A 26,419-nucleotide genomic window follows, 5' to 3' on the forward strand; every position below is an offset into this window, starting at 1 on the left:
ATCGTATGGTCACTTTGAGCCCAAGCCTTTACTAGCAGACTCTAGTAAAGGCTGGATTCTCACGCTAGTGGCTAGTTTTTTGAGCGATTTCGCACAGATATGAGCAGTGAAATCAAGATAATGCAGAAAACCATGATATCTAGAGGTAACCCACCAAATTGAACGTAAGGGGTTTTGCCATTTGTTGGTACGACCTTCGCTCTTAGTACCGCTTCCTCAAACTGTGGAAGATCAGCGGTTATATGACCTTTATAATCAGTGACTGCGGTGACACCGTTGTTTGTTGCGCGAATCACTGGCATGCCAAATTCTAAGGCTCTCATGCGAGCAATAGCCATGTGTTGAAGCGGGCCTATTGAGTCACCGAACCAAGCATCGTTAGATAGGGTTAAGATGTAGTCGGTTTCGTCGGTGATATTATCTCGAAGCTGTTGGCCAAAAATAATCTCATAACATAGCGCTACCACCATATGCATGCCTTTGGCAACAATATTGTCTTGCACATAATCACCACGATCAAATGAAGACATCGGTAAATTGAAGAACGGTGCTAGAGGTCTTAAAAAGTCCTCGAGAGGCACAAACTCACCAAACGGCAACAGGTGATGCTTTTTGTAGCGAGGCTGAGTGTCGTAGTTGTATTCACCGGATGGTGTCACTCCAACCGTTGTGACGCTGTTGTAATAGGTGTGACGCCCCTCTTGAGTAAGGACCCCAGTTATTACCGCTGAATTGTTCTGGCGAGCTGCCTTATCGAGATTGCTCATGAAAGAGGTGACTTCGTCTTCGAACGCGGGTATTGCTGCCTCAGGCCAGATAATAATATCCGCATCCCAGTTTTGGCGAGTATGGTCCATATACTTCATTAGCGTTGGCCAGCGCTGGCTTGGTAGCCACTTTGTCTCTTGCTGAACATTGCCCTGAATCAGTGCTACTGTTTGTGCTCGACTTTCGTCAGGGGCTACCCAGTTGATAAAATGCGTTAACCCTGCGACGGCAAACAGTGCGACAGGAATCCACAGCTGCTTCCAAGCTCGGCGAGTAATAATCATGGCTAAGCTACTCGATATCGCCATTACCCACATGCTAATCAAGTCTACACCGCCGATAGGGGCCAATCCGGCCAGTGGTGAGTCTATCTGTGTGTAACCGAGTAAAAGCCAAGGGAAGCCTGTTAGTGCCCAGCCACGTAACCAATCACAGATTAGCCATAATGCTGGGGTGACAAGTAAGGCATTAAACCAGTGTTTGTTTCCGTTAAATCGCGTGAATAGGGCGGCAAACAGCGCTGAGTAGATTGAGAGGTAACCAACCAGTAACGCCATTAACAGCACACTGGCGGCTTTTGGCATCCCACCAAAGGTATCTATACTGACGTGCACCCAACTGATGCCTGTGGCAAACAGCCCTATGCCCCACAGATAACCTATTAAGGCAGAAGAGCGAGTTGACTGTCCCTTCAATAAGAGAAGCAACAGCAATGGGCTGAGCAGAGCCAGAGGCCAAATTTGAAATGGGGCGAAGGAAAAAGTTGTACTAGCGCCAACAAAAGCGGCCGCAAGCGGCCGCATTAGGCGATGAGTCATCAATGATTTCATCTTAGTATTGAGTCTGTTTCTCTAGAGGGTTATACCTCGTCCGAGAGTAAGCGTATTATTCGCCACTCTCTTTCTCAGACTCTCTGTCTGGGACGGTAACCTGAAGTTGAATAATACGGCGATTATCTGCTGACGTGACCTTGAAGCTATACGCTCCGATCTCGACGATTTCGCCTCGACTAGGTAGATGACCAAATTGGGTCATGACCAGACCACCTACGGTATCCACTTCTTCATCGCTGAAGTTAGTGTCAAAGGTATCATTAAATTCTTCGATAGTCGTTAGAGCCCTGACAGCAAATGTATGTTTGCTGAGCTGGCGGATCTCTAATTCTTCTTCGTCGTCAAACTCATCTTCAATCTCACCAACGATCTCTTCAAGAATATCCTCGATAGTGATCAGGCCAGATACACCACCAAATTCATCGACCACAATTGCCATATGGTAACGCTCTTCGCGGAACTCCTTAAGTAGACGATCGACTCGCTTACTTTCTGGAACAACCACTGCGGGGCGTATGACTTGCTCGATATCGAAGGGGGCACTTTCCGAGCCTAGATATTTCAACAGGTCTTTAGCCAGCAAAATACCTTCAACGTGGTCCTTGTCCTCGCTGATAACAGGGTAACGGGAGTGTTGTGCGTCAGTGATAAGATTGATGAGCGCATCAAGGTCGTCAGTGCTTTCTACCGTAACCATTTGCGAGCGAGGGATCATGATGTCACGAACTTTCTGCTCAGCAATTTCCATCACACCCTCAAGCATATCTCGAGTGTCATGGTCGATTAGGTCGTTTTCTTCCGAATCACGGATGACATCGACGAGTTCTTGGCGGTCTTTAGGGTCTACTTGGAAAAGTTGACCTAGACGTTCGAAGAAGGATTTCCTACTCGGACCTTCTGATTTTTCCTTTGAGCCCTCTTTAGAGGACGAGTTGTCTTCGCTGTTCATTGCTTCTCAATGGTTAACGCTATCAAATGTGTAATAGCTCACTGTATCTTTATATTGGGATTACTGCTTTTCTGCAAGGTAAGGATCGTCAAAACCTAACCCTTGCATAATTTCAGTTTCTAGAGATTCCATCTCTTCGGCTTCTTCGTCCTGAATATGGTCGTAGCCAAGCAGGTGTAAGCTGCCGTGTACCACCATATGAGCCCAATGTGCAGTCAGAGGTTTTTGCTGCGCAACGGCTTCATCTTCAACCACTTGCTTGCAAATGACAAGATCCCCTAACAAATTTATTTCTACGCCGGGTGGAGCTTCAAATGGGAAAGACAACACGTTGGTTGGTTTGTCTTTGCCACGGTAGTCGTTATTAAGCTGGTGGCTCTCTTCAGAGTCCACTATACGAATAGTGAGTTCTGAGTCAGGTTGAAACTGCGTTAACGTGTATTCAAGCCAAGACTGAAAATCTTGTTCTGAAGGTAACTGGCTGCTGTCTTCAACAGCCAGTTGTAGGTCCAGGTAAATGGCCATTATTTACTCACAAGTTGTGATTGTTGCTGAGTTTGAAGTGCAGCGTCAGCGACAAGTTTAGCTTCACGCTCTTCGCGTTCTTGACGACGACGTTGTTCAATCGCTTTCTTTTCTTTTTGGTCTTGAACTTCCCACTTCTCATAGGCGTTAACGATACGTGCTACCACAGGGTGTCGCACGACATCATCGGCTAAGAAGAAGTTGAAGCTGATATCGTCCACTTCAGAAAGTACTTCGATAGCGTGGCGTAAGCCAGATTTAGCACCACGAGGTAAATCTATTTGGGTAACGTCACCTGTGATAACAGCACGCGAGTTAAAGCCGATACGCGTTAAGAACATCTTCATCTGCTCGATGGTGGTGTTCTGGCTCTCATCCAAAATAATAAATGCGTCGTTCAAAGTACGGCCACGCATATAGGCAAGAGGCGCAACTTCGATTACATTACGTTCAATCAACTTTTCAACACGCTCAAAACCTAACATTTCAAACAGTGCATCATAAAGAGGGCGAAGGTAAGGGTCGACCTTTTGGCTGAGATCGCCAGGCAAGAAACCCAGTTTTTCACCGGCTTCTACCGCAGGGCGAGTCAATAAGATACGTCTGATCTCTTGGCGCTCAAGTGCGTCGACGGCAGCTGCAACGGCTAGGTAGGTTTTACCCGTACCAGCGGGGCCGACACCAAAGGTGATGTCATGAGTGACCATGTTCATCAGGTATTGGGCCTGATTTGGCGTGCGAGGTTTAATCACACCCTTTTTGGTCTTAATAAACACTTCTTTACCGTGAGAGAATTCAGCTTCGGCTGCCTGCTCAAGGACGCCACTTTCTTTCACTTCTAGATGGATTTGTTCTGGCTCGATATCAGGGATATTGCCGCGAACGGGCGCAGTTTGAACGTAAAGTCTTTTGACGATATCGAGAGCCGCAGAGGCGGAATGAGGTTGACCCACGATGGAGAAGTGGTTACCTCGATAGTTGATTTCAACGCCAAGGCGGCGTTCTAGGTGCTTGATGTTGTCATCAAAAGGGCCACAAAGGCTAGAAAGACGGTGATTATTTGCTGGTTCTAGATCGATCTCTAGGGTAACAATTTTATTGCTCAATGGTGCCTCGCATTTGCTGTACTGAAAGAGTCCTCGAAGAGTTCTTGAAGAGTCCTCGTGAACCCTTTCAGTATAGCTGTATGTTACTTTAAGGTGTAAATGTCGCTACACCTAATTCATCTTCCTTGCGTGTCTTAGTCATCATCTCAGTTGGAGAGACAGCGATACGAAGGTCCATTTCTGATTCTGTGCGAACAAGTTCGCCACGTAAAGAGTTAGCGAACACGTCTGTGATTTTCACATCAACGAATTGGCCAATTAGGTCAGCATTACCTTCAAAGTTTACTACGCGGTTGTTTTCTGTACGTGCGCGAAGCTCCATCAGATCTTTCTTCGATGGCCCCTCTACAAGTACGCGTTGCACTGTGCCTAGCATTTGACGAGAGTAACGCATCGCTTGTGCGTTAACCGTTTGCTGTAGCTCGTACAAACGCTCTTTCTTCTCTTGTTCTGTCAGATCACATGGGTAATCTGCTGCTGGCGTACCAGGGCGAGGAGAGAAGACAAAGCTGAAGCTCATATCAAAATCAACGTCACGGATGATCTTCATTGTGTCTTGGAAGTCTTGGTCAGATTCACCAGGGAAGCCAACAATGAAGTCTGAGCTGATCTGGATATCAGGACGAGCTTTACGCAGTTTACGAATAATCGACTTGTATTCGATTGCGGTATGAGGGCGCTTCATCATAGTTAGGATACGGTCTGAACCGCTTTGCACAGGTAGGTGCAAGAAGCTAACTAGCTCTGGAGTGTCTTCGTATACTGCAATGATGTCATCAGTAAACTCAAGCGGGTGGCTTGTTGTAAAGCGAATGCGGTCAATACCATCAATTGATGCTACTAGGCGCAGTAGATTTGCAAACGAACAGATGTCACCATCGTACGTTGGACCACGGTATGCGTTTACGTTTTGGCCAAGAAGGTTGACTTCGCGTACACCTTGCTCAGCAAGTTGTGCGATTTCAAATAGAACATCGTCCATCGGACGGCTAACTTCTTCACCACGAGTGTAGGGTACAACACAGTATGTGCAGTATTTAGAACAGCCTTCCATAATGGAAACGAACGCTGTTGCACCTTCAGCGCGAGGCTCAGGTAAGTTGTCAAACTTCTCGATCTCAGGGAAAGAGATATCCATTACAGGGGCATCATCGCTTTGAGATTGTTTGATCATCTCTGGAAGACGGTGCAGTGTTTGTGGACCAAAGATAACATCAACGTAAGGTGCACGTTGACGAATATGGTCGCCTTCTTGAGTCGCAACACAACCACCAACACCGATGACTACGCCTGGTTTAGTGTCCTTTAAAGTTTTCCAGCGGCCAAGCTGGTGGAACACTTTTTCTTGTGCTTTTTCACGAATAGAGCAGGTGTTTAGTAGTAATACATCCGCTTCTTTAGGATCTTCTGTTAGCTCAAATCCGTTGGCGGCATTAAGCAGGTCAGCCATCTTTGATGAATCGTATTCGTTCATCTGGCAACCCCAGGTTTTGATCAGAAGTTTCTTACTCATTGCATTCACACTCGTGTTAATTAATCACTTTTCAACTGGCTATATTGCTCAGTATTTCACCACGCATAGTCGTGGAGAGCCGCGTATTGTACTGACTAAATGAGGCTATGACTAGCTTTCAAGCTTAAATTTCATCCGTTGTAGGGTAAGGCATTGTTTGTATTGAGCTGCTTTTTTATAGATTTAATCAAAACAGGGGAGGTAACAACAAATAAACTTAAGGGAGAGAGATTAGAGCATGAATAATTTGAGCTGTCGTACAGGCATTGCTGATCGCTTTTAAGTACAATTAATCAATAGGCATAAACAAATGTTATTTAAGGATAAAGGGTGGCACACATGCATTTTGATGTAGCAGTGATAGGTGGAGGCATGGTTGGAGCCGCAACAGCGCTCGGATTGGCAAAGCAAGGTAAACGAGTTGCGATTGTCGAGGGTTACCAACCCAAGTCTTTTGAACCTTCTCAAGACTTGGATATCCGAATCTCTGCCATATCAAAAAGCTCCGTTGATCTTCTAAAGCAGCAGGGTGCTTGGCCCCATATCCAAAGTAAGAGAGTGTTTCCCTACTCAGGCCTAGAAACCTGGGAGCTTGAAAATTGCTATACACGCTTTGATGCGGCTGATCTTGATTTGCCTCTGCTGGGTTATATGGTTGAGAATCGTGTTTTGCAGTTGGGGATTTGGGAGGCTCTGAGCGATGACTCGAACGTAACCTTTTACTGTCCAGACTCTTTAGTGAGTATGACGACAAATGAACAGGGTAAGCACCTAGAGTTGTCGTCTGGGGATGTGTTGAGCGCCAGATTAGTGGTTGGAGCGGATGGTGCAAACTCAAAGGTGAGACAAATCGCTGGAATTGGCGTGACAGCGTGGGATTACCGACAAGATTGTATGCTGATCAATGTGGATACAGATTGCCTTGATGTCGATGTGACTTGGCAGTGGTTTACGCCTAGTGGCCCAAGGTCGTACTTGCCGATGGGCGAGGGCAAAGCTTGTCTAGTTTGGTACGACTCACCGCAGCGCATTAAGCAACTTGCTCAATTAAGTGTTGCAGAGTTACAAGCTGAGATAGAGCGATGCTTCCCTAAGAGAGTTGGCAATGTAACGGTAAAAGATTCTGCTTCATTTCCTTTGAAACGTCGTCATGCCCAGCACTACTGTAAAGAAGGGGTTGTTTTGGTAGGAGACTCCGCCCATACGATCAATCCTTTGGCGGGGCAGGGCGTTAATCTAGGTTTTAAAGATGTTACCGCATTACTGACAACACTGAGTGGTGGTGATTATTCTTTGGATAATCTTGAACAATATCAGCAACTAAGAAAAACAGATAACTTGATAATGCAAACGGCTATGGATGTATTCTATGTGGGCTTTAGCAATAATCTAGGGCCAGTAAAGATGCTAAGAAATGTTGGGCTAAAGCTGGCTGATAGTGCAGGTCCCCTCAAGCATCAAGCATTGAAGTATGCCTTAGGGTTATAGAGTCTCTAATTAACGGAAAGGGCGCAGATAGCATGATATTATCTGCGCCCTTTTTTATGTGGTGTGACTTTTCTACAGGCAATAAAAAACCCGTCTAAAAGACGGGTTCTCTATATGATGGTGCGGAAGGAGAGACTTGAACTCTCACACCTTGCGGCGCCAGAACCTAAATCTGGTGCGTCTACCAATTCCGCCACTTCCGCATCAATTCTGTAGTCTTAGTCGATGATTGGTGAATCAACTAGACGTTGTAATGATTGTTGAAAACAATCACATTTTAATAGTGGCTGGGCTACCTGGATTCGAACCAGGGAATGCTGGCATCAAAAGCCAGTGCCTTACCGCTTGGCGATAGCCCAACAGAGAAAGTTCTACGAACTCAATCTTAAATAATGGTGCGGAAGGAGAGACTTGAACTCTCACACCTTGCGGCGCCAGAACCTAAATCTGGTGCGTCTACCAATTCCGCCACTTCCGCATCGCTTTATTTTATCTCTAAGCAAAGAGTGTAGTCTTAGTCAATGATTGGTGAATCAACTAGACGTTGTAATGATTGTTGAAAACAATCACATTTTAATAGTGGCTGGGCTACCTGGATTCGAACCAGGGAATGCTGGCATCAAAAGCCAGTGCCTTACCGCTTGGCGATAGCCCAACAGAGATAGTTCATAAGAACATATCTTAAATAATGGTGCGGAAGGAGAGACTTGAACTCTCACACCTTGCGGCGCCAGAACCTAAATCTGGTGCGTCTACCAATTCCGCCACTTCCGCAACAATCTTGTGGTCTTAGTCGATGATTGGTAAATCAACTAGACGTTGTAAATGGTGGCTACTGCGGGATTTGAACCTGCGACCCCATCATTATGAGTGATGTGCTCTAACCAGCTGAGCTAAGTAGCCACTCTGTTTTAGAGATAACGTAATCTCTAAACTAAATATGGTGCGGAAGGAGAGACTTGAACTCTCACACCTTGCGGCGCCAGAACCTAAATCTGGTGCGTCTACCAATTCCGCCACTTCCGCATCGCTTTGTTTTATCTCTAAGCAAGAGTTTAGTCTTAGTCGATGATTGGTGAATCAACTAGACGTTGTGTGCTCTTTTATTAAGAGCTACCACTTAAATAGTGGCTGGGCTACCTGGATTCGAACCAGGGAATGCTGGCATCAAAAGCCAGTGCCTTACCGCTTGGCGATAGCCCAACAGAGAAAGTTCTACGAACTCAATCTTTGAATAATGGTGCGGAAGGAGAGACTTGAACTCTCACACCTTGCGGCGCCAGAACCTAAATCTGGTGCGTCTACCAATTCCGCCACTTCCGCATCAATCTTGTGGTCTTAGTCGATGATTGGTGAATCAACTAGACGTTGTGTACTCTTTTATTAAGAGCTACCACTTAAATAGTGGCTGGGCTACTTAGAGCCGAACCAGGGGGAATAACGAGGCATCAAATGCTTTGTCTCACCCTTGTATTAGTGGCTGGGCTACCTGGATTCGAACCAGGGAATGCCGGCATCAAAAGCCGGTGCCTTACCGCTTGGCGATAGCCCAACAGAGAAAGTTCTATGAACTCTATCTTTAAATAATGGTGCGGAAGGAGAGACTTGAACTCTCACACCTTGCGGCGCCAGAACCTAAATCTGGTGCGTCTACCAATTCCGCCACTTCCGCATCGCTTTGTTTTATCTCTAAGCAAGAGTTTAGTCTTGGTCGATGATTGGTAAAATCAACCAGACGTTGTATATGGTGGCTACTGCGGGATTTGAACCTGCGACCCCATCATTATGAGTGATGTGCTCTAACCAGCTGAGCTAAGTAGCCACTTTAATTTTGAGCGAGAGAGAATAAACTAATCTCGCTTTATTTCCAATGATTTTTTAATAAAATCACGAAATAAAATGTGGCTGGGCTACCTGGATTCGAACCAGGGAATGCCGGCATCAAAAGCCGGTGCCTTACCGCTTGGCGATAGCCCAACTAAATATGGTGCGGAAGGAGAGACTTGAACTCTCACACCTTGCGGCGCCAGAACCTAAATCTGGTGCGTCTACCAATTCCGCCACTTCCGCATATTTCCTAATAACTCTCAAAAAGAAAGCATTTAGGAAATGGTGGCTACTGCGGGATTTGAACCTGCGACCCCATCATTATGAGTGATGTGCTCTAACCAGCTGAGCTAAGTAGCCATTACCATATTGTCTTTCTCAATACTGTCAGACAGTGTCGAGAACGGAGCGCATTATGCGTATATCCCCGGAAACCGTCAATAGTTTTTTTGAAGATTTTGTCACTTATAGCGCGTTCGAACTTTTTTTAAACAAAGCGCCCCGTTTTTATTCAAAAATGCATTAAGAATTAAACACAAACAGACAACAGAACTTGAGTGATTTGTGAGGTAGTTGGAGGATGGCTAGCTAAGTGTTTAGAAAGTTTTACTATGAACGCAAGACAAAAAAGACCGCCGAAGCGATCTTTCCAATCAAAGCTTAATCAATGTTTAGCTAAGCTAGAGTGGGTTTAATCAAGGAGGGTTCGCGCAGCATACAGGTGTATGTGAGCAAATCCGACGCAGAGTAAACTCATTCTAGCGACGATAAACTTGATTAAACGTTGAAGCGGAAATGAATAACATCCCCATCTTTAACGATGTAGTCTTTACCTTCTAGACGCCATTTACCTGCATCTTTAGCACCGCTTTCACCCTTAAACTGGATAAAATCATCGTAACCAACCACTTCAGCACGGATGAAGCCTTTCTCAAAGTCAGTGTGGATCTTACCTGCAGATTGAGGAGCCGTTGCGCCAATAGGAATAGTCCAAGCGCGAACCTCTTTAACACCTGCAGTGAAGTAAGTTTGCAGAGTAAGAAGATCATAACCTGAACGAATAACACGGTTTAGACCAGGTTCTTCGATGCCCATATCAGCAAGGAATTCAGCACGGTCTTCTTCATCCAGTTCCGCCATTTCAGATTCGATTGCAGCACAAACAGGAACGACTACGTTGTTCTCTTTTTCAGCAAACTCACGAACAGCATCAAGATACTGGTTATCTTCAAAACCATCTTCCGCAACGTTAGCGATGTACATGGTTGGCTTTAGGGTTAGGAAGTTTAGGTAACCGATAGCCGCGTGTTCTTCTTTGCTTAGCTCAATAGTACGAGCCATGCCGCCTTCAGTAAGGATAGGAAGAAGCTTTTCTAATACAGCAAGCTCAAATTTGGCGTCTTGATCACCACCTTTCGCTTTTTTAGTATTACGGAAAATTGCACGCTCACAGCTATCTAAATCGGCCATCGCTAGCTCAAGGTTGATCACCTCAATGTCTTCGATTGGCGATACTTTACCTGATACGTGAACGATGTTTTCGTCTTCAAAACAGCGAACAACGTGACCAATAGCATCAGTTTCACGGATGTTAGCTAGGAATTTGTTGCCTAGACCTTCACCACGAGATGCACCCGCTACCAGACCTGCAATATCCACAAATTCCATAGTAGTAGGCAGGATCTTTTGTGGATTTACGATTTCAGCAAGAGCGTCTAATCGTAGATCTGGCACAGGAACCACACCTGTGTTTGGTTCGATGGTACAGAACGGGAAGTTAGCCGCCTCGATACCTGCTTTAGTTAGAGCATTGAAAAGAGTTGATTTACCAACGTTTGGAAGACCAACGATGCCACATTTAAAACCCATGATTAAAACCTTATTCTGCTTTGAACGTGTGTAAGCGATTTTGTGCTTTAGTTAAACCGTCTTTTAGCAATATATCTAAACTGCGTACGGACTCGTCGACTACGGCTTCAAGGCATTCTTGCTCTTTAGCTGGAGCTTTGCCTAATACATAGCCAGCTACGCGGTCTTTATGACCAGGGTGGCCGATGCCGATGCGTAGTCGATAAAATTCTTTGTTATTGCCTAGTTTGCTAATGGAGTCTTTTAATCCATTGTGGCCACCGTGACCGCCACCTTTCTTGAACTTGCCGACGCCCGGAGGTAAGTCTAGTTCATCGTGTGCGATCATTATCTCTTCAGGTTTAATCTGATAAAACTTGGCTAATGCCGCAACAGATTTACCAGATAGATTCATAAAGGTGGTCGGGATCAACAAGCGTAGGTCGTGACCATTTGCCAAGATTCTTCCGGTGAAACCAAAAAACTTTGGCTCATTTTTTAGTGTCACATTGTGTACGCGAGCTAATTCTTCGACGACCCAAGCGCCTGCATTGTGACGTGTTTTAGCGTATTCCGGACCCGGATTCGCCAGACCGACAAGTAATTTGATTTCTTGGCTCAAGATTTGACTCTCGTAAATGTAGGTGACAATAAAAAGCGCGATATGATAGCACGCAACGCGGCTAAGAGTAAAAAATCCCGGTGCTTATTAATAAGTACCGGGATTTTCAAAGTTATTTAGGTTCAATGGAACCCGATGTTAGCAACAATTAGTGGCTGAACATCGCTGAGATTGACTCTTCGTTGCTGATGCGACGAATAGCTTCAGCAAGCATGCTAGATAGAGTTAGCTGAGTAACCTTACCTGTTGCTGCCATCTCTTTGCTCAATGTGATTGAGTCAGTGATGATCACTTGGTCAAGCACAGAGTTTTTGATGTTCTTAGCTGCATTGCCAGAGAACACTGCGTGAGTTGCGTAAGCAAATACACGCTTAGCGCCGCGCTCTTTAAGAGCTTCAGCAGCCTTACACAGAGTGCCACCAGTATCAATCATGTCATCAACGATCACGCAGTCGCGACCTTCAACATCACCGATTAGGTTCATTACTTCTGAAACGTTAGCACGTGGACGACGCTTATCTACGATAGCGATGTCGATGTCACCAAGCGCTTTAGCAGTAGCACGAGCACGTACAACACCACCAAGATCTGGAGAAACAACAACAGGATCTTCTAGGCCACGGTTTGCCATGTCTTCGAGTAGTACTGGAGTACCGAAGATGTTGTCTACCGGCACGTCGAAGAAACCTTGAATTTGTTCAGCGTGTAGGTCGATAGTTAGAACGCGGTCAACACCAACGTTAGACAAGAAGTCAGCGACTACTTTAGCCGTGATTGGCACACGAGCAGAACGCACTCGGCGATCTTGGCGAGCATAGCCGAAGTAAGGGATTACAGCTGTAATACGGCCAGCAGAAGCACGACGCATAGCGTCGATCATTACCACCAATTCCATTAGATTGTCATTGGTAGGTGCGCACGTTGATTGGATGATAAATACATCGCTACCACGAACGTTTTCATTAATTTGTACAGCGACTTCGCCGTCAGAAAAACGGTCTACAGTAGCATCACCTAGAGAAATGTATAGGCGATCAGCAATGCGTTGGGCTAGTTCAGGTGTTGCGTTACCAGCAAATAGCTTCATATCAGGCACGGTGGAAACCTCAAGGTTGCGTCCAGTTAATTGGGTAGTGTTTGGGCAGTAAACTGCGCCAATGTCAGGTGCAAAGGAGAAATATTGTTTCCTTGTGCAACAAATGCTGTTGTATTTTCAGGGAGTTGTCTTAATATGGTTTCCGCTTCATGTTGAGTATCAAACTCAGCAAAAACGCAAGATCCTGTCCCCGTCAATCTTGACGGCGCGTATTGTAACAGCCATGAAAGTTGCTTATCAACCTCTGGGTACAGTAAACGCACTATTTTTTCGCAATCGTTTTCGTAAGGACTGCTATCTAGTTCATTCCAGCCACGTTTTTTGGTGTCTCGCGTCAGATCTGGATGGGTAAAAATATCTACAGTGGCGATGCTAACGTCCGGTCTCACCACTAAATACCACTTTTCTGCAGGAGTCACTTGGGTCAAATTCTCCCCGACACCCTCTGCAAAGGCGGCAAAGCCTTGCACAAATACCGGAACATCAGCACCTAAGCTTAATCCAATATCTGCTAATTGTGGCAGAGGAATGTTCAGATCCCATAAATAGTTAAGAGCCACTAAAGTCGTTGCAGCATTTGAAGAACCTCCACCAATGCCGCCCCCCATAGGTAATACTTTCTTTATATGAATATCAGCGCCGAACTTGCATTTTGCGTGCGCTTGTAAGGCTGCAGCCGCTTTCCAGATTAGGTTTTGCTCCAGTGGCACACCCGTAAGCTCAGGGGTCACCGTAATTTTTCCGCTATCGTTAGCCGTAATGCTGAGTTCATCGCCAAAGTTAATGAACTGGAATAAGGTTTGCAGTTCGTGGTAGCCATTGGCACGACGACCCGTAATGTAGAGAAAAAGATTAAGTTTGGCAGGAGAAGGCCAAGTGGTTGGTGTGGTTATCATTGGATCTCCCACTTGCTAACAGCAATGTTCAACTTAATTGGCTCGCGAGAGAGGGTCATTCTATTAGGTAGAATAACATCTTCGCTTTCTTGATAGCCTTTATAGTCCATCAACCAGATTTGCTCACCACGAGTTTGCTGAAGCGAAAGCAATGTACCGTTGTCGGCCACTTGGAAGTTATCAGCCGCGGTAGGCTGTCCTTTAATCCAGTCTTGCATATAAACGATAGGTAGACGCATGCCCGTCAGCTGATAGAAAAGTAGGTCGGCATCTTTGTCAAAGTAACGATTGCCATCAATGTCGGTCACCTTTGCCCCTTCATCATCAATCACAAGGTTCAATACAGTCTTACCTAAAAAGGTAGATAGGCGCAGTTCACTCTTTTCAGGAGATTGTTTCCAGTGGAAATTTAGGCTTTGGCGCTGAGTTGGGTCTATATAGCCAAGCTTTCCTGTGATGCGAAAATGAGTCAGAGCGGACAGTTTTTGCTGATGGTCTTGATATTCGACACTGTGCGTAGGCATGTGCTGTGTGGTTTCACAGCCAAACAGAAGTAAGACCAAAACAATTGGTGTAAACCTAACCAACCATTTAGAAAAAAAGGATATTTGAGTCATTTGCATGGCAAGAATGAGAGTTCTGATTCAAGGTTTGTGCCAATGATACAATAAAGCCTCTTTTATTGCTGTAGTGGTTCAAGTAAAATTGCGGTTTTGTTTTGTCCATGTCTAAGTAGTCCATGTCTCTATTGACCATAGGAATCAATCACAATACCGCCTCGGTGGAACTGAGAGAAAAAGTCGCGTTTTCTCCAGATAAGATGAGCGATGCCTTGCAGCAGTTGCAATCAATGCCTGTGGTCAGTGGCAGTGTGATCTTATCTACGTGTAACCGCACAGAGCTCTATGTTGATGTTGATGCGCAAGCAAGCAACGCTATTGTGGATTGGTTGATTGACTTCCATCAGGTTGATGATGGTGATTTAAAGCCAAGCCTCTATACACATAGCGATGAGCAGGCTATCCAGCATCTGATGCGAGTTTCGTGTGGACTGGACTCTCTCGTTTTGGGCGAGCCTCAAATCTTGGGGCAAGTGAAGCAAGCCTACGCTGATGCGAAAGAACATGAAGCGGTGCAAGGTAACCTTGATAAGCTTTTTCAAAAGGCTTTCTCTGTTGCTAAGCGCGTTCGGACAGAAACTGACATTGGTGGCAATGCTGTATCTGTTGCCTATGCCGCGTGCACTCTAGCAAAGCATATCTTTGAGTCCTTAGATCGCTCGCGTGTGCTGCTCGTAGGCGCCGGTGAAACGATTGAATTAGTTGCCAAGCATCTGTCGGATAATGGTTGCACGCAAATGACGGTAGCCAATCGAACCAAGGAGCGAGCAGCAGGCTTAGCATCGCAGTTCGATGCACAAGTCGTGAGCTTAAGTGAGATTCCTACAGCACTGGCTCAAGCCGATATAGTGATCAGCTCAACCGCCAGTCCTCTGCCCATTATTGGTAAGGGCATGGTAGAAAGTGCCCTTAAGTCTCGTAGGCATAAGCCGATATTGTTTATCGATATTGCTGTCCCTCGTGATATTGAATCTGAGGTATCAGAGTTAAGCGATGCGTATCTATATACTGTCGATGACCTGCAGTCCATCATTGACCAGAATATTGAACAACGCAGAGCAGAAGCGGTTCAGGCAGAAAAAATCATTGGTATTGAGAGCAAAGAGTTTCAAAGCTGGTTGCGCTCTCGAAAAGCAGTAGAAAGTATTAGGGATTACCGCCGTGCATCCCACACGATAAGACAAGATTTGCTCGCTAAGAGCTTGCAAGCTTTGAGCACTGGTGGTGATCCAGAAAAAGTATTACTAGAGTTAAGCAACAAATTAACCAATAAGCTTATCCATGCCCCAACTAAGGCGCTTCAAGAGGCGGCTGAGAAGGGAGAGTTGGATGATTTGGCTGTATTGAGAAAAAGCCTAGGTCTCGAAGACCTTTAACTAATTTAAGAAGAATATGAAAGCATCGATTTTAGTGAAGTTAGAAACGCTGGTTGAGCGTTACGAAGAAGTGCAGCACCTGCTTGGTGATCCCGATGTTATTGGCGATCAAAACAAGTTCCGCGCGCTATCAAAAGAGTATTCTCAGCTAGAGGAAGTCACTAAGTGCTTCCAAGCCTATCAGCAAGCTCAAGAAGACCTTGAAGCGGCGCAAGAGATGGCTAACGAAGATGATCCTGAGATGAAAGAAATGGCTCAGGAAGAAATCAAAGATGCAAAAGCAAACATCGAGTCTTTGACCGATGAGCTACAAATCTTACTTCTACCTAAAGATCCAAACGATGAGCGTAACTGTTTCCTTGAGATCCGCGCGGGTGCTGGTGGTGATGAAGCGGGTATTTTCGCAGGTAACCTTTTCCGCATGTACTCTAAGTTTGCAGAGAAGAAAGGCTGGCGCGTTGAAGTCATGAGTGCTAACGAGTCAGAGCAAGGCGGATATAAAGAAGTGATCGCTAAGATTTCTGGTGACGGCGTTTACGGCACCATGAAGTTTGAATCAGGCGGTCACCGCGTACAACGCGTTCCAGAGACTGAGTCTCAAGGCCGTGTACATACATCAGCATGTACTGTTGCGATCATGCCTGAGATCCCTGAAGCGGATCTGCCAGAGATTAAAGCAAACGATCTTAAGATTGATACCTTCCGTGCATCCGGCGCGGGTGGTCAGCACGTTAACACCACTGACTCTGCGATTCGTATTACTCACTTGCCAACAGGCACGGTAGTAGAATGTCAGGACGAGCGTTCACAGCATAAGAACAAAGCGAAAGCGATGTCTGTGCTAGCGGCTCGTATTATTCAAGCCGAAGAAGCTAAGCGCGCAGCTGAGGTTTCAGATACTCGTCGTAACCTATTGGGTTCAGGTGACCGTAGTGACCGTATTCGTACCTACAACTACCCACAAGGCCGAGTGTCTGATCACCGTATCAACCTAACTCTGTACCGTCTAAATGAGGTACTGGAAGGCGATATGCACGCGCTTATCGATCCTGTGATGACTGAACACCAAGCTGATCAGCTAGCAGCCCTTTCTGAGCACGGCTAATTCGTGTCTTTGCCTAGTATTCAAGAGTCGCTGGTTGCAGCGACTCTCTTGTTAACGGAGTCTGGCGCTGATTCAGCAAAGCTGGATGCTTCAGTACTGCTTTGTCATGTGCTACAAAAGCCGCGCAGCTACCTACTAACTTGGCCAGAAAAAGCCCTCACCGAAGAACAGAATCAAGACTTTAATGCCTTGATAGAACGCCGCGTTGGTGGCGAGCCGGTTGCTTATATCACAGGCGAACGAGAGTTTTGGTCACTGCCTTTAAAGGTTTCTCCGACTACCTTGATCCCACGTCCAGACACCGAACGCTTGGTCGAGCTTGCACTTGAAAAAATAAGCTCAGAGCCAAGTAAAGGATTAGATCTTGGCACTGGCACTGGCGCCATAGCGCTAGCCTTAGCATCTGAATGTCCCCACTTTGAATTTATCGGTGTAGATATTCAGGCGGATGCTCAGGTTCTTGCGACAGACAATGCAAGTCAATTGGGGATCCGTAATGCTCGCTTTTTACAAGGCAGTTGGTTTGAACCTGTTATTAACGAGGGGCCATTCCAGATCATCGTATCCAATCCTCCTTATATTGATGAGCAAGATCCGCATTTAGCGGTGGGAGACGTTCGATTTGAACCTGATTCAGCGCTAGTGGCTAAGGACAATGGTTTAGCGGATCTTAGGCATATTGCATTGCATGCTACAGAATACCTTGCTCAGAATGGCTGGCTGCTGATGGAGCATGGCTATGATCAAGGGGAAGCAACACGACAAATTCTTACAGAGATGGGCTATGACTCAGTCTCTACTGAACAAGACTATGCCGGTCAAGATAGAGTGACCTTAGGCCAATTTAAAGGAAGAAGTTAATGTACGTTGCACTAAAGCACACCCATCTAATGTTGATAGCATTGAGTGCAGGATTATTTCTGACTCAGTATATTTTGATGGTGACTAAATCACCGCTGCAAAACAAGACATTCATTAAAGTTGCACCACATGCCGTCAATGGCTTGCTGATCTTATCTGGCATCATGTTGCTGTTTGTGACGGGCTGGGTTCCATTTGCGCCTGGCTCTGAATGGCTATCTGAAAAGTTCACCGCGTTATTGGCCTACATTGCGCTTGGTGTGTTTGCGTTGCGCATGGGTAAAAACCAATTGCTACGTGGCTTTGCGTTCTTAGGAGCAATGGGTTGGTTATTGATGGCATTCAAGATTGGTATGACGAAAATGCCAATGTTTATGGGGTAAGCAATGTCAGATCTGTGGTTTAACGGTCTTGATGATTTAGAATTGGTCGAAGGCGCATTGCGTCTTTGCTCTCAGGTCGACCCTAGCATTAATGCGACTTGGGTTGAGCTGCAATTAGAAAAGATGCTTGATGAGGCTGAACAGGTTTTATCAAGAGAAACGAATGAGAAGGCACGCTTTGATGCCTTGCTACGCATGTTCTATCAGGAGTGGGGCTTTCAGGGTGACTATGAAAACTACTTTTCTTCGGAGAACGCTTTTGTAGAAAAGGTTCTGCAACGTAAGAAGGGCATTCCAGTGAGTCTTGGTGCACTGCTGTTGTATTTAGGTCGTAAACTCGGTTTCCCAATAGAGGGTGTCAGCTTTCCTACTCAGTTCCTGTTAGTGGTTAAATGGCCAGAGATGAAGCCAGACTACGTGAACCCATTTAATGGCGAGTATGTCGCTAAGCACACATTGCAGTCTTGGCTTAAAGGCGCCGAGGGTAATGCGGCTATGCTTAAACCTGAGCATTTATCGATTGCCGATACCTCTACCATAATCGGTCGCTGGCTAGGTGTGCTAAAGGGCGCTCTTATGCGTGAGGAACGCTATACTCAAGCTTTGGCGTGTAGCAATCTAGCACTCAGCCTAGTGCCTGAAGATCCGTATGAGATTCGCGATAGAGGTTTTATCTATCAGCAGCTAAATTGCTTCCAGGTTGCACGTAAAGATTACGAATTCTTCATTGAGAAGTGTCCCCATGATCCAGCGGCAGACATGCTCAAGTTGCAGTTAAAATCCATTAATGACGAGCCAGTGGTTTTACACTAGCTTCAATAAAAAAGAGAGATACAGATGGAACAAAAAGTAGTTCAGGTTGGTGATATTTCAGTCGCCAATGATAAGCCTTTCACTCTATTTGGTGGGATCAATGTTCTTGAGTCACGCGATCTCGCAATGCGTGCATGTGAACACTACGTTGAAGTGACGGATCGCCTAGGTATTCCTTACGTATTTAAAGCCTCGTTTGATAAAGCAAACCGCAGTTCAGTTCACTCTTACCGTGGTCCAGGCCTTGAAGAAGGAATGAAGATCTTTGAAGAGTTGAAATCTACGTTTGGCGTAAAAATCATTACTGATGTGCACACTGAAGCTCAAGCTCAGCCTGTTTCAGAGGTGGTTGATGTGATTCAGCTTCCTGCTTTCTTGGCTCGTCAAACTGACCTTGTTGAGGCAATGGCAAAAACGGGCGCTGTGATCAATGTGAAGAAACCTCAGTTCATGAGTCCAAATCAGGTAGGTAACATCGTTGATAAGTTTGCTGAGTGTGGAAACGATAAGATTATCTTGTGTGAGCGCGGCGCATGCATGGGCTACGATAACCTAGTTGTGGATATGCTGGGCTTTGGTGTGATGAAAAAGGTGTCAAACGGCAGTCCTATCATCTTTGATGTGACTCACTCACTACAGATGCGCGATCCAAGTGGTGCTGCATCTGGTGGTCGCCGTGAGCAGACAGTAGAATTGGCGAAAGCAGGTCTGGCTACAGGTATCGCAGGCTTGTTTATTGAAGCACATCCAGATCCAGACAAAGCGCGCTGTGATGGCCCTTCAGCTCTGCCTTTGGACAAGCTAGAACCATTCTTGGCACAAATGAAATCACTGGATGATTTGATTAAGAGCTTTGCTCAAATCGATATCAAATAGGGTTTAACACTCTAACTCTGTGATAGTAATAGTAAAAACGGGCATTGCATTCGCATGCCCGTTTTTTTGTTGCTATTTTTTGTGCGAATACATTTCATTGGAAAGATATACATGGAACGGTTAAAAATGAAATCTCTGGTCTTAGCTGTAGCGGTTGGCACCCTTGCGGTAGGCTGTGCATCTGACAATGTTGTTGAAACCAACGACGTCCAAAAATTAACAATCTTACATACCAACGATCATCACGGTCGATTCTGGCCAAATAAATATGGCGAATTAGGTATGGCAGCGAGAAAGACACTCATCGACCAAATCAGAGAAGAAGTTGAATCTGAAGGTGGTGCGGTACTGCTACTCTCCGGTGGTGACATTAATACCGGTGTTCCTGAGTCAGATCTTCTAGATGCAGAGCCTGACTTCAAAGGTATGACGCTACTCGGCTATGACGCAATGGCACTGGGTAACCACGAATTTGATAATCCATTATCGGTTCTAGAAAAGCAGCAAGAGTGGGCTGAGTTCCCTATGTTGTCTGCCAATATCTATGACAAAGAGAGCCAAACACGTAAATTCCAGCCTTATCAGATGTTTGAAAAAGAAGGTCTGAAGATTGCGGTCATTGGCTTAACCACTGAAGACACGGCAAAGATTGGTAACCCAGAATTTATTCAATCTCTCGATTTCAGAGATCCAAAGCCTGAAGCAAAGCAGTTGCTTGCAGAGATTGAACAATCCGAACAGCCCGATATCACTATTGCTGTAACTCACATGGGTCATTACCAAGATGGCAACAACGGTGGCAATGCTCCGGGTGATGTGGCTTTAGCTCGTTATCTTCCAGCAGGCGCTCTAGATATGGTGATTGGTGGTCACTCACAAGAGCCCGTTTGTATGGAAGGGCCCAACCTGGTGAAGAAGCAGTTCAAGCCTGGTGATGAGTGTCAACCTGATCAACAAAATGGCACTTGGATCATGCAGGCCTTTGAGTGGGGCAAATACGTTGGTCGTGCTGACTACGAGTATGAAAATGGTGAGCTAAACCTTGTTCATTACGAGCTTGTACCTATCAACCTGACTAAAAAGGTTGAGGTTGATGGTAAGAAAGAGCGTGTTATCGTAGGTGAAGAAATTGAGCAAGATTCAGATGTCGAAGATTTCTTGGCGCCTTATCAAGAGCAAGGCCAAGAAAAATTGAATGTGAAGATCGCAGAATCTAATGGCAAGCTGGAAGGCGATCGGAATAAGGTTAGATTTGAACAAACCAATCTAGGACGCTTGATTGCTACCGCGCACATGACTCGTGCAAAAGCTGACTTTGGCGTAATGAACTCAGGTGGCGTGCGTGATTCGATTGTACAGGGCAATATCACCTATAAAGATGTGTTAACGGTTCAACCGTTTGGCAATATCGTTACCTATGTGAACATGACAGGCGTTGAGGTATTGGATTACCTGAATGTGGTCGCGCTGAAACCAACGGATTCGGGCGCCTATGCTCAGTTTGCGGGTATTTCTATGACAGTGACGAGTAAAGGTGTTACCGATGTGATGATTGGCGGCAAAGCGATTGATCCAAACGGTATGTATCGCTTTAGTATCCCTAGCTTCAATGCGGCGGGCGGGGATGGTTACCCGGTAATTACGGGTCATTCTGGCTATGTAGATACCGGTTTCGTTGATGCTGAGGTTCTTAAAGAGTATCTTGAAAGCCACAGCCCACTAGACGTAACTCTATACGCGCCAAATGGCGAAGTTCGTTACCAGTAAAATAAGAGTGAACCATGACACCTGCTGTACGTTTATTGAAAAAGAACAAGGTACCCTTTGAACTTCATCAATATAAGCATGACCCAAACCATGAAAGCTTCGGTTTAGAGGCTGTTGAGGCGACGGGCCAGCCTGCGGAGCAGGTGTTTAAAACTCTACTTTTCTCAGTGGACGGCAGTGCTCAAGGTCTAGGAGTTGCTGTTGTCCCTGTTAATAAAAAGCTGAACCTTAAGCTTGCCGCTAAGGCAAATAAGCTCAAGAAGGCCACTATGGCCGATCCTGCATTGGCACAAAAAATCACCGGCTATTTGGTTGGAGGGATAAGCCCTTTAGCTCAAAAAAAACGCCTGCCAACCTTTATTGATCAAAGTGCCGAGCATCAAGCCACTATCTGTATTAGCGGTGGAAAGCGAGGGCTTGAAATTGAGATAAGCCCACAGTTGTTGGTTGAGCAAGTACAGGGCTGCTTTGCTCCTCTAAGTGAGTAAAGCTAAAGCATTGCAACGGCTGATAATAGTAATAGAGAAGCCATCCCTATATTGAAGCTTTTGATTCGAGTGGAGGTAGTGAGCCAGCGCTGCAGCTGCATGCCTGCTAATGTCCACAGTGTGACCGATGGTATATTGGCCAAGGTAAATATTCCTGAAATTACCAGCAGTTCCCACCATGAACCGGTTGCACTAAATAAAGCGATAGCGGTCAACGCCATCGACCACCCCTTTGGATTGACCCATTGAAAGCTCGCCGCCCCTAAAAAGCTCATTGGTGTGAATGAACCTCTCTCCTTCACCTTACCGCTGGTGGCGATCTTAGCGGCCAAGTAGAGCAAATATCCAAGGCTTACATACTTAAGTATGGTGTGACTTTGAGGATAAGCATTAAACACGCCAATCAACCCCACTCCTACCAATATGAGCATTACGGCAAAACCTATCGTAATCCCCAGCATGTGAGGGATGGTTTTCCTAAAGCCTACATTAGCGCCTGAGCTCATCAACATTATGTTGTTTGGTCCCGGCGTCGCTGTGGAGACAAAAGCAAACAGTAGTAACGCGCCTAAATGATGCAGTTCCATGATTAAAGCCTTCTATCGTGAATGGATAGAACAATTTTAATTGCAGCACAGAGCAATTATTTGCTTATATTGATAGTAATAGACCCAATTGAACAATCTGAGTGCGCAATGGATAAGTTTGACGAAAGAATCTTGCAAGAGTTAAAACGAAACGGAAAAATAGCCAATGTTGAATTGGCAGAGAAGGTAGGTTTATCGGCTTCTGCGACATTACGTAGAGTGCAGGATCTCGAGCGGAAAGGCATCATTAAGGGCTATAGGGTACTTCTTGATAGCGCGCAGCTTGGCGTGGGGTTCGTGGCTTACGTGTCGATAGGGCTCTCATCGCACAGTAAGAAGGCACAACATGCCTTTGAAGCACATGTGCGCTTTGTGAGTGAAGTGGTGGAGTGCCACAACATTACTGGCGCTAATGAGTACTTGTTGCGAATCGAGACGCAAGATCTGGCCTCGTATAAGCGTATTCATGCCGATGTGCTAGGGGAGTGTGAGTACGTGAAATCGATTACCACTATGGTGGTGATGGACTCGCCTAAGGATGAAAGGCAGTAGGTCTTACAGCCGCCAGTTTCAAGTTGCCAGCTTTCAGAATGCATTCAATCCTGATAACAACCGTGTCATATATGGACCCACCCAGTTTGCAAGTCATTTTACATTCTTGGTTATTGAGTCATTGTCGTTCATATATTCGGCCTGTTTACTGAGCTCTATCGTGCTCATGGCCTTGATGTAATCTGCACCCAATGCTCTTTATCATTCCCACGGCTTCTGATGAGCCAATGACGGTGTCAGAGTTTCACTGGGGCGGGATGACCGCTAACCATCGATGTAAAATGTATCGCAACTGACGATGAGTGTTGTTTAACTGGTTAATTCCCTACTGTTTAGAGCGTTAGCATTATCAAGTTATGCTTCTTTAAGTTGGTACGGTTTGTTGTGTGTAATCACAGCCCAGACAATGCGTGCCAACTTATTCGCTAACGCTACACAGGCTTTGTTAAAGCTTTTCTCATGCTTCAGCTTAGTTGCCCAGACGCTCACCTTGTCTTCTTTCCTATCTGCATATTGGAGTACACTCCTCGCTCCGTGTATCAGAAGCGCTCTGAGTACGACGTTACCTTTCTTGGTGATGCCATACAGTTGAGATTTCCCTCCAGTTGAGAACTGTCTCGGAACCAGACCACACCAAGCAGAGAAGTGTCGACCACTCTTAAACTGTGTCCCTTTCCCAATGGCTGCATACAACGCTAGCGCGGTGATAGGTCCGATACCCACGACACTTTGCGCTATCTGACAGACATAATTTTCTTTAGCAAAAGCCTTTAGCTTGCTCTCGACCTGTTCAATACGGTCGTTTAAGGACAAGAACTCCAGGTACAGTTCATTGAACAACTCTCTAGCGACCCAGGTCAGTTCGTTACCTGAGTCTTCTAAGAACTCAGGAACGGACCTACGCAAGGCTGAGATACCTCGATTCATACAGAGCCCATACTCAAGCAGTAATCCTCGTATCTGGTTCATTAGTTGAGTGCGTTGCTTAATCAAGCGTTGCCTAATACGCAGGTACATTTGAGCGTCTTGTTGATCAATGGTTTTTATCGGTACAAACGTCATATTGTCACGTTGTGCGGCTTCCGCTATCGCTTCTGCGTCGTTGTAGTCATTCTTATTTTTACGACGATATGAAGTGACATGTTGTGGAGGGACGAGTTTAACCTTATGCCCAAGCTTGATGAGCTCCCGAGCCAAGTGATTAGAGGCACCACAGGCTTCAATGGCAATCACTTGAGGTGTCAATTTGGCAAAGAATGAAAGTGTCGTAGCTCGCTTAAGTTGCTTCTTGCGAGTGATTTTTCCGCGTGATGTGACGAACACTGCATGAAAAACATTCTTGGCAATATCTAATCCGACCGTTACATTTGTCATGTGGACCTACCCTTATTTAGATGCTTGTTTGTTCAACTTCATCTTGGCGCATTGTGACGCCGTGTAAAGGGTGGGTCCATTTCATTATTCCCGCATGTTGTTAGCGGGGATCTTATTGCGTGAGGAAGTAGATCCCCGATAGAAGCGCTCGGGGATGACCAGTTTGAAGAAGAGACTTGTAGCTGACGGCTTCAAGCTGTCCGCTTTCACAACACATTCAATCATGACAACCACAGTGTCATTCCCGCATGTTGTTAGCGGGAACCTGATAGCGTGAGGAAACAGATCCCCGATAGAAGCGCTCGGGGATGACCGGTTTTAAGAAGAGACTTGCAGCTGAAAGCTTGAAGCTGTCGGCTATAAATAAGTCTACTTCTTCAGGGTGAGCTTGCCCTTAACGCGAGGCTTGTTGCCTTCGCTTGGTTTTGAAGTGTTGGCTTTTGGCTTAGCGTAACTCTTATTGCCAGATGGCTTTCCAGCTGATGAATTGCCCTTTGGTCTGTGTCTACTAGGGGTAAACTTGCCATCAAATACCTGCTTTTGCTCATCGCGGTTGCGACGGGCTCTAGAGGCTTGGTTTTCTTCTCGGCTATCATAAAGCTTAGCGTCAGTGGCTTTCCTTATACGTCGGCCTTGAGCGTCCTTTACGGAGGCCTCTTCTGTTCCCACAGAGTCACCGCTAAGTTCAAGCAAGGTTTTTACCTCATCATCACTTAAGTAGCGCCATTTACCGTTGGGAATGCCATCGATGGTGATATTCATAATACGCACTCGGCGAAGTTTGAATACACGGTAATCTAACGCTTCACACATGCGTCGAATCTGACGGTTCAGCCCTTGGGTTAAGACGATGCGAAAGCTGTATTCAGACTCTTTAGTAATTTCACACGGCAAGGTTACCGTGTCCAAAATTGGCACGCCACTGGCCATCTTCTTCAAAAACTCTGGTGTGATAGGTCTATCAACACGAACCACATACTCTTTTTCGTGGTTGTTCCCAGCGCGAAGGATCTTATTGACGATATCACCATCGTTGGTCAAAAAGATTAAGCCATCAGATGGCTTATCCAATCTACCAATCGGGAAAATACGTTCTTTGTGTCCAATAAAGTCGACAATGTTTCCAGGGATATCGCGCTCTGTGGTACAGGTGATACCTGTAGGTTTGTTTAGTGCAATGTAGATAGCTTTGCGCTTTTCCTTTAGCGGCTTACCGTCAACAAGAACCTCGTCCTCTGAAGAGACCTTAGTGCCCATCTCTGGGATTTTACCATTAATGGTCACTCGGCCTTGTTCGATCAGTCTGTCCGCCTCTCTGCGAGAGCAGAAGCCTGTTTCACTGATGAATTTATTTAGTCGCTTTGCGTTATCAGACATAGTTCTCTCGGTTCTGAGTTAACCTTGACGTTTTTGGTGACGTTCTCGGTTCTCTAGTTTCTTCTCTTCGTTCTTCTTCAGCATGACATAGATTGCGCCACTTCCACCGTGAAAGGCTTGAGCTGAATGAACACAAAGTACTTCATTAATTTGTTGTAGCCAAAAAGCTACGTAGCTTTTCATTAACGCTGGTGGGTTTGAGTTATGACCCTTGCCATGCACGATAATGACGGTTCTTGCTTCGAGCCTTAAACATTGTTTAAGGAAGTGTACAACTTCATCTCGCGCTTGAGTTAGGGTTCTGCGATGCAGGTCTAACTTGGCTTGAATGGGGTACTTGCCCAGCCTTAGTTTCCGGTAAACGCCATTTTGTACACCGCTACGTTTAAACTCGATAATATCGTCTGGCTTTAGCATGGGCGCATTATCAAGCGTTAAATATTCAGGTAGTTCTTCTTCAATACTTACCGCCGCCAGTTGTCTCAGTAGATGGTTATCATCGGTGGTATGAGACTTCTTATGCACTGCAGTGTCTTGATGGAGAGGTTTAACATCTCCCATCATCTCATGAAAGGAAAAATCATTTTCAAATTCTTCAGACATAAAAATCAAGAAATAGGTTGGAATAGGGAGATTATAATTGGAAATCGACGAACGTCACTTAAAAAAGAAAAACCGAGACAATTCAGATTGCCTCGGCGCAACAATTCGCTGCTAACTGATCTAGTGAGGAGATTCATCACCCATTACTGAATGATGTAACCATAGT

Annotated in this window: 24 protein-coding genes and 15 tRNA genes; 10 read left to right on the forward strand and 29 right to left on the reverse strand. The window is 45.6% G+C overall.

The annotated features are described in order from the left end of the window. Positions 1-71: 71 nt before the first annotated feature. The 5 genes from lnt to miaB form a co-directional block, all read right to left on the reverse strand. The gene (gene lnt, locus D5I41_RS11370; RefSeq protein WP_162892826.1) at positions 72-1,598 is read right to left on the reverse strand and encodes an apolipoprotein N-acyltransferase; all 1,527 of its coding nucleotides are present in this window, start codon (positions 1,596-1,598) and stop codon (positions 72-74) included. 55 nt (positions 1,599-1,653) lie between these two features. Further along, positions 1,654-2,550 carry a CNNM family magnesium/cobalt transport protein CorC gene (gene corC / locus D5I41_RS11375; protein ID WP_119009886.1) on the reverse strand — a complete coding sequence of 299 codons (897 nt, stop codon included), beginning with the start codon at positions 2,548-2,550 and terminating at the stop codon, positions 1,654-1,656. Positions 2,551-2,610: 60 nt separating this feature from the next. Beyond that, positions 2,611-3,075, reverse strand: coding sequence for an rRNA maturation RNase YbeY (gene ybeY, locus D5I41_RS11380; RefSeq protein WP_119009887.1), 465 nt, complete (start codon positions 3,073-3,075; stop codon positions 2,611-2,613). Next, the gene (locus D5I41_RS11385; RefSeq protein WP_119009888.1) at positions 3,075-4,181 is read right to left on the reverse strand and encodes a PhoH family protein; all 1,107 of its coding nucleotides are present in this window, start codon (positions 4,179-4,181) and stop codon (positions 3,075-3,077) included. The genes ybeY and D5I41_RS11385 overlap by 1 nt, the downstream gene beginning before the upstream one ends. A gap of 88 nt (positions 4,182-4,269) precedes the next feature. Beyond that, on the reverse strand, positions 4,270-5,694 hold the full coding sequence (miaB, locus tag D5I41_RS11390) for a tRNA (N6-isopentenyl adenosine(37)-C2)-methylthiotransferase MiaB (RefSeq protein WP_017243014.1): 1,425 nt from the start codon (positions 5,692-5,694) through the stop codon (positions 4,270-4,272). A 330-nt stretch (positions 5,695-6,024) separates the two neighbouring features. On the opposite strand from miaB, the gene D5I41_RS11395 reads away from it, so the two are divergent. Further along, a complete protein-coding gene (locus tag D5I41_RS11395; protein ID WP_119009889.1) occupies positions 6,025-7,182 on the forward strand; it encodes an FAD-dependent oxidoreductase in 1,158 nt (385 codons plus the stop codon). Positions 7,183-7,300: 118 nt separating this feature from the next. On the opposite strand, the gene D5I41_RS11400 is transcribed toward D5I41_RS11395, so the two are convergent. From D5I41_RS11400 to lolB, 20 genes are all read right to left on the reverse strand, one after another. Then, a tRNA-Leu gene (locus D5I41_RS11400) sits at positions 7,301-7,385 on the reverse strand. 81 nt (positions 7,386-7,466) lie between these two features. Next, positions 7,467-7,541 (reverse strand) — tRNA-Gln (locus tag D5I41_RS11405). 34 nt (positions 7,542-7,575) lie between these two features. Next, positions 7,576-7,660, reverse strand: a tRNA-Leu gene (locus D5I41_RS11410). Positions 7,661-7,762: 102 nt separating this feature from the next. After that, positions 7,763-7,837: transfer RNA gene (locus tag D5I41_RS11415), tRNA-Gln, on the reverse strand. A gap of 34 nt (positions 7,838-7,871) precedes the next feature. After that, positions 7,872-7,956: transfer RNA gene (locus tag D5I41_RS11420), tRNA-Leu, on the reverse strand. A gap of 52 nt (positions 7,957-8,008) precedes the next feature. Further along, positions 8,009-8,085 (reverse strand) — tRNA-Met (locus tag D5I41_RS11425). Positions 8,086-8,123: 38 nt separating this feature from the next. Beyond that, a tRNA-Leu gene (locus D5I41_RS11430) sits at positions 8,124-8,208 on the reverse strand. Positions 8,209-8,310: 102 nt separating this feature from the next. Next, positions 8,311-8,385 (reverse strand) — tRNA-Gln (locus D5I41_RS11435). Positions 8,386-8,420: 35 nt separating this feature from the next. Then, positions 8,421-8,505 (reverse strand) — tRNA-Leu (locus tag D5I41_RS11440). A 154-nt stretch (positions 8,506-8,659) separates the two neighbouring features. Further along, positions 8,660-8,734 (reverse strand) — tRNA-Gln (locus D5I41_RS11445). 35 nt (positions 8,735-8,769) lie between these two features. Continuing rightward, a tRNA-Leu gene (locus D5I41_RS11450) sits at positions 8,770-8,854 on the reverse strand. Between the two features lie 73 nt (positions 8,855-8,927). Beyond that, positions 8,928-9,004, reverse strand: a tRNA-Met gene (locus tag D5I41_RS11455). An 80-nt stretch (positions 9,005-9,084) separates the two neighbouring features. Next, positions 9,085-9,159: transfer RNA gene (locus D5I41_RS11460), tRNA-Gln, on the reverse strand. An 8-nt stretch (positions 9,160-9,167) separates the two neighbouring features. Further along, positions 9,168-9,252: transfer RNA gene (locus D5I41_RS11465), tRNA-Leu, on the reverse strand. 40 nt (positions 9,253-9,292) lie between these two features. Further along, positions 9,293-9,369 (reverse strand) — tRNA-Met (locus D5I41_RS11470). 417 nt (positions 9,370-9,786) lie between these two features. Next, complete coding sequence (gene ychF / locus D5I41_RS11475) at positions 9,787-10,878, reverse strand: redox-regulated ATPase YchF (protein ID WP_119009890.1); 1,092 nt, start codon at positions 10,876-10,878, stop codon at positions 9,787-9,789. 10 nt (positions 10,879-10,888) lie between these two features. Then, a complete protein-coding gene (pth, locus tag D5I41_RS11480; RefSeq protein WP_119009891.1) occupies positions 10,889-11,479 on the reverse strand; it encodes an aminoacyl-tRNA hydrolase in 591 nt (196 codons plus the stop codon). Between the two features lie 148 nt (positions 11,480-11,627). Continuing rightward, on the reverse strand, positions 11,628-12,575 hold the full coding sequence (locus D5I41_RS11485; protein WP_017027129.1) for a ribose-phosphate pyrophosphokinase: 948 nt from the start codon (positions 12,573-12,575) through the stop codon (positions 11,628-11,630). Between the two features lie 26 nt (positions 12,576-12,601). Continuing rightward, positions 12,602-13,471, reverse strand: a complete 870-nt coding sequence (ispE, locus tag D5I41_RS11490; protein ID WP_119009892.1) for a 4-(cytidine 5'-diphospho)-2-C-methyl-D-erythritol kinase — start codon at positions 13,469-13,471, stop codon at positions 12,602-12,604. Further along, positions 13,468-14,088, reverse strand: coding sequence for a lipoprotein insertase outer membrane protein LolB (lolB, locus tag D5I41_RS11495; RefSeq protein WP_235868903.1), 621 nt, complete (start codon positions 14,086-14,088; stop codon positions 13,468-13,470). Before lolB ends, ispE begins: the two co-directional genes overlap by 4 nt. A gap of 122 nt (positions 14,089-14,210) precedes the next feature. Between lolB and hemA the strand changes: the two genes are divergently transcribed. From hemA to ybaK, 8 genes are all read left to right on the forward strand, one after another. Then, positions 14,211-15,467, forward strand: a complete 1,257-nt coding sequence (hemA, locus tag D5I41_RS11500; protein WP_119009894.1) for a glutamyl-tRNA reductase — start codon at positions 14,211-14,213, stop codon at positions 15,465-15,467. A gap of 16 nt (positions 15,468-15,483) precedes the next feature. Continuing rightward, entirely contained in the window at positions 15,484-16,572 is a 1,089-nt protein-coding gene (gene prfA / locus D5I41_RS11505) for a peptide chain release factor 1 (RefSeq protein ID WP_119009895.1), read from the forward strand. A gap of 3 nt (positions 16,573-16,575) precedes the next feature. After that, positions 16,576-17,433, forward strand: coding sequence for a peptide chain release factor N(5)-glutamine methyltransferase (gene prmC, locus D5I41_RS11510; protein WP_119009896.1), 858 nt, complete (start codon positions 16,576-16,578; stop codon positions 17,431-17,433). Further along, positions 17,433-17,816 (forward strand): SirB2 family protein, encoded by a 384-nt coding sequence (locus D5I41_RS11515; protein ID WP_017027123.1) that lies wholly within the window; start codon positions 17,433-17,435, stop codon positions 17,814-17,816. Before prmC ends, D5I41_RS11515 begins: the two co-directional genes overlap by 1 nt. Positions 17,817-17,819: 3 nt before the next feature. Next, complete coding sequence (locus D5I41_RS11520) at positions 17,820-18,629, forward strand: SirB1 family protein (RefSeq protein WP_119009897.1); 810 nt, start codon at positions 17,820-17,822, stop codon at positions 18,627-18,629. 24 nt (positions 18,630-18,653) lie between these two features. Beyond that, positions 18,654-19,505 carry a 3-deoxy-8-phosphooctulonate synthase gene (gene kdsA, locus D5I41_RS11525; RefSeq protein ID WP_102380573.1) on the forward strand — a complete coding sequence of 284 codons (852 nt, stop codon included), beginning with the start codon at positions 18,654-18,656 and terminating at the stop codon, positions 19,503-19,505. 126 nt (positions 19,506-19,631) lie between these two features. Then, positions 19,632-21,272, forward strand: coding sequence for a bifunctional UDP-sugar hydrolase/5'-nucleotidase UshA (gene ushA, locus D5I41_RS11530; protein ID WP_119009898.1), 1,641 nt, complete (start codon positions 19,632-19,634; stop codon positions 21,270-21,272). Between the two features lie 14 nt (positions 21,273-21,286). Beyond that, positions 21,287-21,760 carry a Cys-tRNA(Pro) deacylase gene (gene ybaK / locus D5I41_RS11535; RefSeq protein WP_119009899.1) on the forward strand — a complete coding sequence of 158 codons (474 nt, stop codon included), beginning with the start codon at positions 21,287-21,289 and terminating at the stop codon, positions 21,758-21,760. 2 nt (positions 21,761-21,762) lie between these two features. Here ybaK and D5I41_RS11540 read toward each other — a convergent pair whose 3' ends face one another. Next, the gene (locus D5I41_RS11540) at positions 21,763-22,347 is read right to left on the reverse strand and encodes a LysE family translocator (protein WP_119009900.1); all 585 of its coding nucleotides are present in this window, start codon (positions 22,345-22,347) and stop codon (positions 21,763-21,765) included. A gap of 108 nt (positions 22,348-22,455) precedes the next feature. Between D5I41_RS11540 and D5I41_RS11545 the strand changes: the two genes are divergently transcribed. After that, complete coding sequence (locus D5I41_RS11545) at positions 22,456-22,899, forward strand: Lrp/AsnC family transcriptional regulator (RefSeq protein ID WP_119011497.1); 444 nt, start codon at positions 22,456-22,458, stop codon at positions 22,897-22,899. Between the two features lie 354 nt (positions 22,900-23,253). Here D5I41_RS11545 and D5I41_RS11550 read toward each other — a convergent pair whose 3' ends face one another. The 3 genes from D5I41_RS11550 to smrA form a co-directional block, all read right to left on the reverse strand. Next, the gene (locus tag D5I41_RS11550; protein ID WP_119009901.1) at positions 23,254-24,273 is read right to left on the reverse strand and encodes an IS110 family RNA-guided transposase; all 1,020 of its coding nucleotides are present in this window, start codon (positions 24,271-24,273) and stop codon (positions 23,254-23,256) included. A gap of 369 nt (positions 24,274-24,642) precedes the next feature. Next, a complete protein-coding gene (rluF, locus tag D5I41_RS11555) occupies positions 24,643-25,650 on the reverse strand; it encodes a 23S rRNA pseudouridine(2604) synthase RluF (protein ID WP_119009902.1) in 1,008 nt (335 codons plus the stop codon). A gap of 18 nt (positions 25,651-25,668) precedes the next feature. Further along, a complete protein-coding gene (gene smrA, locus D5I41_RS11560; RefSeq protein WP_119009903.1) occupies positions 25,669-26,253 on the reverse strand; it encodes a DNA endonuclease SmrA in 585 nt (194 codons plus the stop codon). Positions 26,254-26,419 lie beyond the last annotated feature (166 nt).

Origin of the sequence: Vibrio superstes (assembly GCF_003569005.1) — a bacterium.
Taxonomy (GTDB): Bacteria; Pseudomonadota; Gammaproteobacteria; order Enterobacterales; family Vibrionaceae; genus Vibrio; species Vibrio superstes.

What these genes read in the sequence shown, in the direction of transcription:
- D5I41_RS11540 (WP_119009900.1), bottom strand. Translation starts at nt 22,347, where the DNA reads ATGGAACTGCATCATTTAGGCGCGTTACTACTGTTTGCTTTTGTCTCC.
- ushA (WP_119009898.1), top strand. Translation starts at nt 19,632, where the DNA reads ATGAAATCTCTGGTCTTAGCTGTAGCGGTTGGCACCCTTGCGGTAGGC.
- hemA (WP_119009894.1), top strand. Translation starts at nt 14,211, where the DNA reads ATGTCTCTATTGACCATAGGAATCAATCACAATACCGCCTCGGTGGAA.
- ybaK (WP_119009899.1), top strand. Translation starts at nt 21,287, where the DNA reads ATGACACCTGCTGTACGTTTATTGAAAAAGAACAAGGTACCCTTTGAA.
- lnt (WP_162892826.1), bottom strand. Translation starts at nt 1,598, where the DNA reads ATGAAATCATTGATGACTCATCGCCTAATGCGGCCGCTTGCGGCCGCT.
- kdsA (WP_102380573.1), top strand. Translation starts at nt 18,654, where the DNA reads ATGGAACAAAAAGTAGTTCAGGTTGGTGATATTTCAGTCGCCAATGAT.
- corC (WP_119009886.1), bottom strand. Translation starts at nt 2,550, where the DNA reads ATGAACAGCGAAGACAACTCGTCCTCTAAAGAGGGCTCAAAGGAAAAA.
- miaB (WP_017243014.1), bottom strand. Translation starts at nt 5,694, where the DNA reads ATGAGTAAGAAACTTCTGATCAAAACCTGGGGTTGCCAGATGAACGAA.
- D5I41_RS11545 (WP_119011497.1), top strand. Translation starts at nt 22,456, where the DNA reads ATGGATAAGTTTGACGAAAGAATCTTGCAAGAGTTAAAACGAAACGGA.
- D5I41_RS11520 (WP_119009897.1), top strand. Translation starts at nt 17,820, where the DNA reads ATGTCAGATCTGTGGTTTAACGGTCTTGATGATTTAGAATTGGTCGAA.
- lolB (WP_235868903.1), bottom strand. Translation starts at nt 14,088, where the DNA reads ATGACTCAAATATCCTTTTTTTCTAAATGGTTGGTTAGGTTTACACCA.
- ychF (WP_119009890.1), bottom strand. Translation starts at nt 10,878, where the DNA reads ATGGGTTTTAAATGTGGCATCGTTGGTCTTCCAAACGTTGGTAAATCA.
- D5I41_RS11550 (WP_119009901.1), bottom strand. Translation starts at nt 24,273, where the DNA reads ATGACAAATGTAACGGTCGGATTAGATATTGCCAAGAATGTTTTTCAT.
- smrA (WP_119009903.1), bottom strand. Translation starts at nt 26,253, where the DNA reads ATGTCTGAAGAATTTGAAAATGATTTTTCCTTTCATGAGATGATGGGA.
- ispE (WP_119009892.1), bottom strand. Translation starts at nt 13,471, where the DNA reads ATGATAACCACACCAACCACTTGGCCTTCTCCTGCCAAACTTAATCTT.
- rluF (WP_119009902.1), bottom strand. Translation starts at nt 25,650, where the DNA reads ATGTCTGATAACGCAAAGCGACTAAATAAATTCATCAGTGAAACAGGC.
- ybeY (WP_119009887.1), bottom strand. Translation starts at nt 3,075, where the DNA reads ATGGCCATTTACCTGGACCTACAACTGGCTGTTGAAGACAGCAGCCAG.
- D5I41_RS11515 (WP_017027123.1), top strand. Translation starts at nt 17,433, where the DNA reads ATGTACGTTGCACTAAAGCACACCCATCTAATGTTGATAGCATTGAGT.
- prfA (WP_119009895.1), top strand. Translation starts at nt 15,484, where the DNA reads ATGAAAGCATCGATTTTAGTGAAGTTAGAAACGCTGGTTGAGCGTTAC.